We start from the raw sequence: 6,497 nt of genomic DNA on the forward strand, positions 1-6,497 counted from the left end.
AGATTACGGCGGTGGCCTACGACAACAAAGGAATGCAAACGGTGCCGTCGAATGCGGGAAGAAAAACCGTTTCGATCGTTGACGATGCGGTTGGTGTTCTTACAGCCGGCCACGCTCCCGGAATTCTTAATGCCTCGATATCGAATAACACCCTGGTCATCCATAATGCACAAAAGCTGCAACGCTTGTTCCTGGTTGACCTTTCGGGAAGAGTCGTTCTTTCGGCTCATGCCGGCAAACGCACAACGCTTCAGATTCCGCTACGTTCACTGGGCAGCGGTTGCTACCTGTTGCGCATGGAACTTCTTGACCGGAAAGCGGTTGTACGGAAATTCGTTCGGTAGAAGGCCGCAAAGAAGCAGAGCATACAGAGTTCCCGTCGAGGGTAATTTCAGAATGTGAAAAACGGCCTTCCTGCTGCAAGGCAAGGCCGAAACAGAATTTTGCCCGGCCTTGTTTTATTAGAAATCATCTCATACACATCGGGTGAAAGCTTTATTCGAAAAAACCGTACGCGACAGCGACTTTATTTTTATAAGCATTATCACACTCGTGGAAACGATATGGGTTCTCGAAGTCTCTTATGATTTCAACAAAAAGGAGATCATCAATGCTCTACAAGACCTACTGGACTTCGAGGCAATTCAGTTGGAAGATCAAAATAACGTCGAATCGGCATTGAACTATTTCAGGACAGGAAAAGCAGATTTTTCAGACTATCTTTCAGCATGCAGGGCATTTCATTCGCATCATTCAAAACTGCATACTTTTGACAAGAAATGCCGTGAAAAGGAGTTTTTTGTCAGGCTTTAGCGGCACCCCCGAGTCTCCTCAATATATTTTGTCATTTTGCTTTGGACAGAGAGATTTTCCCCGGACTTTTTTTATTAGTTTAGCGAATCGAAAATCACTCATCGGCAACATTGATATTTGTTTCTATTTTGCTCATTTTCAGTACTGTAGCGTATTTTCGGACAGGGCCTGCCTGAAAAGCTTAGCAGAGGAGAATGCTGGAAACGCGACATTACAATTCCTGGTCGGGGTCTGTTTGTATCCCGGAAAATTACAAACCATTTTCGACATATATGGTCGTTTGCTCGAAATTTCTGTATTTTAAATATCGAATTTTTCCACTAAACTAAGAGTCCCGAACAAATTGAGGTTTCTTAACGATGGCTGAGCGAAAAGACCCAGTGGCGAAGCAGACATATCCGCTGAGATATGGCGATGCAGCCAAACGAAGCCAATGGGTTTTTGCAGCCGGACAGAGCAGGACTTCATTTTGTTAGGGCCTCTATGTTAGGGCCTCTAAAGGAGTAAATAATGCCGTCACCTGATATGCCCTCGAATGCAGTCAAATACATGACATGGGAAAAATTGTGTATGCTTGCCGTGACCCTGTTTAGTCTACTCCAGGCTAAACCGGATTTTCAACCGAGTCAGTGCATATGCAATGACCTTGATATCGTGTTAACCGACTCGATTAAACCGGCTGCGCCGTGGAATTCGGCTATAAAAGCAGGTATTTCCTGCCAATATGGCGAATCATCAAGCGGAGAAACCGCCCGTAGCGGCATAGCCTGGAGTCCCTATCCCGATTCAATCCGTGCGCGACGCGAACGAAGTGAAATCACGTATCGCACAGGTTCTTTTGATATAATCGAGGCAAATGATGGTCACATTACCGAAATTATCGACCGGGAAGACCGGTTTGTGTATTCATCGAGTTCACAAAACAAAGCTCTGAACGACCCACCTATTTTTCATACAAAAACAGGTCATATAATTTATAAAGAAAACTTTATGGCACTTATTGAGGCAAAATCACTAACGTCGCCCAGTCTGGCTTCCCTGCGGTTTTCCGCACTCGAACAACGGTTTATGTTCCTGGTAGACAGTCTTATGGCCGACACATCCATTGACATCCGTCACAATCACCCGTTCGAGACCTTCCGCGCCGGTTCGGGAACCAGTCTGGATGGCGCAGGCGATGTTATCATGACTTTGACGGACGGTGCCGGTACCGGCATTGCCGGCAAGCAAATATTTCTTTATCAAGACACGGGAACAACACTCGAAGACGCCCTGCGCTATCGGTTGTCCCCACCGTCGCAATGGCTTGCTCTGTATGCCACATTTCCTCGGTGCAAACGGAATGCCTATATCAGCTACGGCTATACTAATACACAAGGAGTTGCCCGGATAAATTACATTGAAAACCGCTGCATAGATCCGACGCTCTTTGCCCAAAAACTCATTAAGCACGGCGGCGTTACCGGGTCTGTCCGTGCAATTACGGTCAATGACAACTCAGACATTGTTGCCCAGCGGGAATTATCGATGCTTTTTGAGCACATTGCCCAGATTGTTTCGATACGGGGAGACGGCTGGCCCGATGACGTGGCTGGACCGGAAGGAATAATAAGCGGCCCCGGCGCCGTTCGCGTCACCCGGCCGTTCGGACAGTTCGGGGGAAATTTTACGCGCAAGGCCGTCGAAGAAGGATTCCGTTTACGACCTGGTGACATTATCAATCTGGATGGTGGCGTTACCATCGAAATTGCCTGGCTTAACGGCAACCGGGCGATTGCCAGGGCGCCCGAATTCCTGCGCGTTAAAAACAACTCAATTCCGGTGACAAATCTAAATGTAATTATACTCGCCACCGCTTACGAATCCGGCTTTCACACCCGACTGGATAAATTGCTCAGCTACGTTTCGGGGTGCACAATTCAGCGCGGGATATCGATGCTCGTAAGCGCCATCCCCCTTGGCGAAGAGGCCCAATGGGTCGGAGAAACAATGGTGGACATAACAAAGCTGTACGAGGAGCTTAACATTTCAGACATCGACCTGGTTGGCCGCGTTCGTGTACGTTCCCTTGTGCTGATTGATACCGAGCAAGACACCATGGGAGTGTATACCCTGGAAGGCACACCTGCCGTCAAGTTGCATACCGGAGCCGAACAGGCGTTAACCCAAAACGAAATGGTCTCCTTTACCGACAGTGTCATGCTTGACCTATCCAGCGATGTTTCCAACCGGAGCATCATTGCAGACTGGCAATCGGATATAGCCTATATGCAAGAGGAAATAGGCAAATTACCGATTGCCGAAAACCAAACCCCCACCATCAGCAAGCAGACCGATTTCATTAAAATAATCAGATACAACGCGGGAGGAGTTTCTTGTCTGATTACGGCTCCGAAACCGGGTGAGGTAACGGCAAGCCTTGTTTCGCTCAATGGCAAAACCGTACAAACAACCCGATTTAGAATTACCCATCGCAGTCGACATGCAATCTGGATGGCCCCACAATCGGGTCGTTCTTTGCCGCTGGGCATGTATATTCTGCGTATCGCGTTTAAGGGTAACCGCTCATCAATTGTCAATGCGCGTAAAGTGATACTGCAATAAGTCCAATAGTATCTTTTTTTTGGACCAACCCGGTGAGGCTATGAGGATTTCTTTGCAGCGGCAAGAGTCGATTACAGCCAACGGCCACGTGTTACTGTCGTGGAGTTCCACCCACGACGTCTCATTACCACCTGTTGAGCGACATCATTGTCTGCTATTTTAATGCTCCATGATATAAGAGTTTGTGTCAAAAATTACAGCCATCCTAATCGCTCGATAAAAGAGTCTGTGGAAGCATATTCGTATTTGAGATACAACACACCAGATAAATCAAGCCGAGAAAAACAAAGTTCATCTTATTCCATTTTTGTAAGGTACCGGCAGATAGTGTGTTACACCGGTACTTTCATTCCGATTTGATGCTGCAAGGAAATACCGGCCATGTGCAGGTATCGATCTGCTACTGTATATTCCGTTTCCCGCAAGTGAATGGGATGGCGAAAAACATCGGCCGTTTGCAGTGAAAACGCGTATGTGAATATCCGTATGCCCATCATCCATCAGTCGATGAAATGAATGCAAGTCGTGATGCAGATTCTTCCCGGATTGCCCCTTCGCAGCTATCCCGGTAGTGTTATCATTCGCCGGATCAACCGCATCATACTCATCTTCTCCCGAAGCAATAGTATAATTATCATAATAGCAATGAACTGTAGAGAGTTGAGATGACACATTGTCCCATCCGGCAAAATATAAACCAATCTTGGATTTTACGTCATCGCCATCACCCCAGGTGGTCTGTACATCTTTGACTTCGAATACCTTGCTGCCGTCACGAAAAGCTTCAAATGCTCCATTCGACTGCCGTGTCCAATTTATATGGAAAATCCAGTCCACCCATCGGCCCCGGGCCAGCGTCCCTTCCCAGAGAGTGATCTCATCCTGTGTATCTCGTTCCTGCGTAATGACAAATTTGTTGTGACTGAAACGAAGGGCAAAATCGGGAAGTCCACCGTTTCCTTCCCATATTCCCCATTGAGCAATAACCGCTCTTTCCGATTCCGACACTCCCAGTTCCGACATGGTATAGTCATCAGGAATATAAATGCTGAATCCATACCAGCAGTGCCCCATTGATTGGTCGAGATTGACCCCTATTTCGGTACGGCTTTTCGGACTGTGTTTTACCATTACCGTTTTCAGGCATTTGCTTCCGGACCGGGCCGGTATTTCATCGGTAGGCTCCATATACCCGTCGTCATACCACCCCGATTTATACCACCGGTCATACACCTCATTCGTGCCGGCGGGATTGAATGTTCCTTCAAAGTCATCCGCATGTCGTATTTCAGCATGTGCCGCAATGATACTACAAATGACAAACAGAATGCTCAAACCGGTTTTGCGTCCTGGTTGCATTGAGGCTCCTTCTTTGATGGCTATCAGAAATAATTCTAATATAGATAATAGCGCACTCTATTTTCAGCTTCCACGGCGCAAGTTTTCCTTGATATTACCGAATCAGCGCCTTTCTTGTCCACTGTGTACCATCGGCTATTATTCTCACAAAGTAGAGCCCTCGGGGCAGAGCATCGAACCGGTAGGTTTGTGCCCCACTGTTCTCCAGCAGCTTTATCATGCGACCCTGCAGTGAGGTAATATGTGCCTTGTGTTTTGATGAATTGGGTATCGTAATGAACAAAGTACCGTGAGCATGTCGGATAGACGGCCGGATAATATTCGTAGCTTTTGTCGGGTTGGTTGGAACCGCTGCGAACTCTTGACCGATTTCAAATGTTTCGAAAGCCGCAAGCACCTCTTTGGAACCGTACCACCAATTCTCGGGAAAGTACATAACCATGCCAAGGGCGGTAGTGGCTGCAGGATTAAAGCTTGCTTCGGAAGAAAGTGCAAAGATCTCAAGAGGTGGCGTCCATTCTATCTGGCTGAATTCGCCCGTCGTGAAAACAGTATCAAGCTGCTTTGTGCTCATTGCCCACACACCGGACTTATCACGTGCAAGAAAACGGAAATAGTGCTTCTTTTTCATTCCACTCTCGAGCGCCTTGATATGGACACGGTATTTCAATGTTGACAGGTCAATACCTTCCGGCGGCAATTCGGTATAACAGTAACCGCCATGCGAACCGGTGTTATTGGTATTTACGCTGCCGAACCCGAAGGTCGAACCATTGATATATGCGAAGGTATTTCGATTGGATTCTCCTTCGACAAAATGCCACATGCGTCCACCGGTATTGACAACTCGCCTGCCGTGCAACCCGATCTCATCAGCCTCGGCCCGGGCTATAAGGATACCGCCCGATTGGCTGACATAGACAACATGGCTGCGTCGCATGTGAGCACCACCAGGAGTTGTTGCGGTCACCATCAGTTCGTGGCGGCCGGGCGTCTCGAAGGTGTGCTCAAGAGTAGACCCGTTTTTCTGTGTGGTCGAATCGATTAGCCAACTGAACTGTGATGCTGAAGCGCCAACAGCCTTGGCGGTAAATTGGTATGATTTTTGAGCCATGACATTGGTCGGCCCTTCGATGCGCACGATAAGACCTGCTTCACGATCACGGCCGATGCGCTCTTGCAACTGCGCCATATAAAGGGATTGAGGAAGCACCGAGCCGTTAATAGCTTCGACAACTACCGTGTCACTTACATAATAATCGCGTTTACTATCATCTACATACTGCACCTTGACATCAGCAGCCGCATGATCGTAGCCGGCGAAGACAGGACGAATGGTCTGGAGTGGGTAACTCATGTCATCATACCACTGCATGACTTTGAGCAGGTGATGGTCATCCCGGTTCGTCTCACCGGTTGCCGTAAAATTCCATAGCACAAAGTAGGGGCCGTGATGGGGTGTAGTGCCGGCGTTACCTCCAGCACCGCTGTGGCGTCCGCCGCTGATATTATCATAAAGGTTGGCCATCGGGACCTGCGCATGCGGATCAAGATCACATCCGGGCGCCATTGAACTGTTATAAATAACATTACCGACCGCATGGCGCTGCACGGCATATCCATGGTCCATTTTTTGATGGATGGTCATGTTTTCCATCAGATTATCGGTGCTGTGCCCAAGAAACTTAAAACTGTTATGGGGATTGTTGAATCGGTCGGGG

At 48.1% G+C, this 6,497-nt stretch carries 4 protein-coding genes; 2 read left to right on the plus strand and 2 right to left on the minus strand.

Annotated elements, in window-relative coordinates; all coding sequences use genetic code 11:
* The first annotated feature begins 552 nt into the window (after positions 1 to 552).
* A complete protein-coding gene (locus tag GF401_00360) occupies positions 553 to 813 on the plus strand; it encodes a hypothetical protein (protein ID MBD3343495.1) in 261 nt (86 codons plus the stop codon).
* Between the two features lie 510 nt (positions 814 to 1,323).
* A complete protein-coding gene (locus tag GF401_00365; protein ID MBD3343496.1) occupies positions 1,324 to 3,417 on the plus strand; it encodes a hypothetical protein in 2,094 nt (697 codons plus the stop codon).
* Positions 3,418 to 3,708: 291 nt separating this feature from the next.
* On the opposite strand, the gene GF401_00370 is transcribed toward GF401_00365, so the two are convergent.
* Together GF401_00370 and GF401_00375 are read right to left on the minus strand one after the other, a co-directional pair.
* Complete coding sequence (locus tag GF401_00370) at positions 3,709 to 4,776, minus strand: hypothetical protein (GenBank protein ID MBD3343497.1); 1,068 nt, start codon at positions 4,774 to 4,776, stop codon at positions 3,709 to 3,711.
* 94 nt (positions 4,777 to 4,870) lie between these two features.
* A partial coding sequence (locus GF401_00375) for a DUF4955 domain-containing protein (GenBank protein MBD3343498.1) occupies positions 4,871 to 6,497 on the minus strand: 1,627 nt, incomplete at its 5' end.

The organism is Chitinivibrionales bacterium, assembly GCA_014728215.1.
Lineage (GTDB): Bacteria > Fibrobacterota > Chitinivibrionia > Chitinivibrionales > WJKA01 > WJKA01.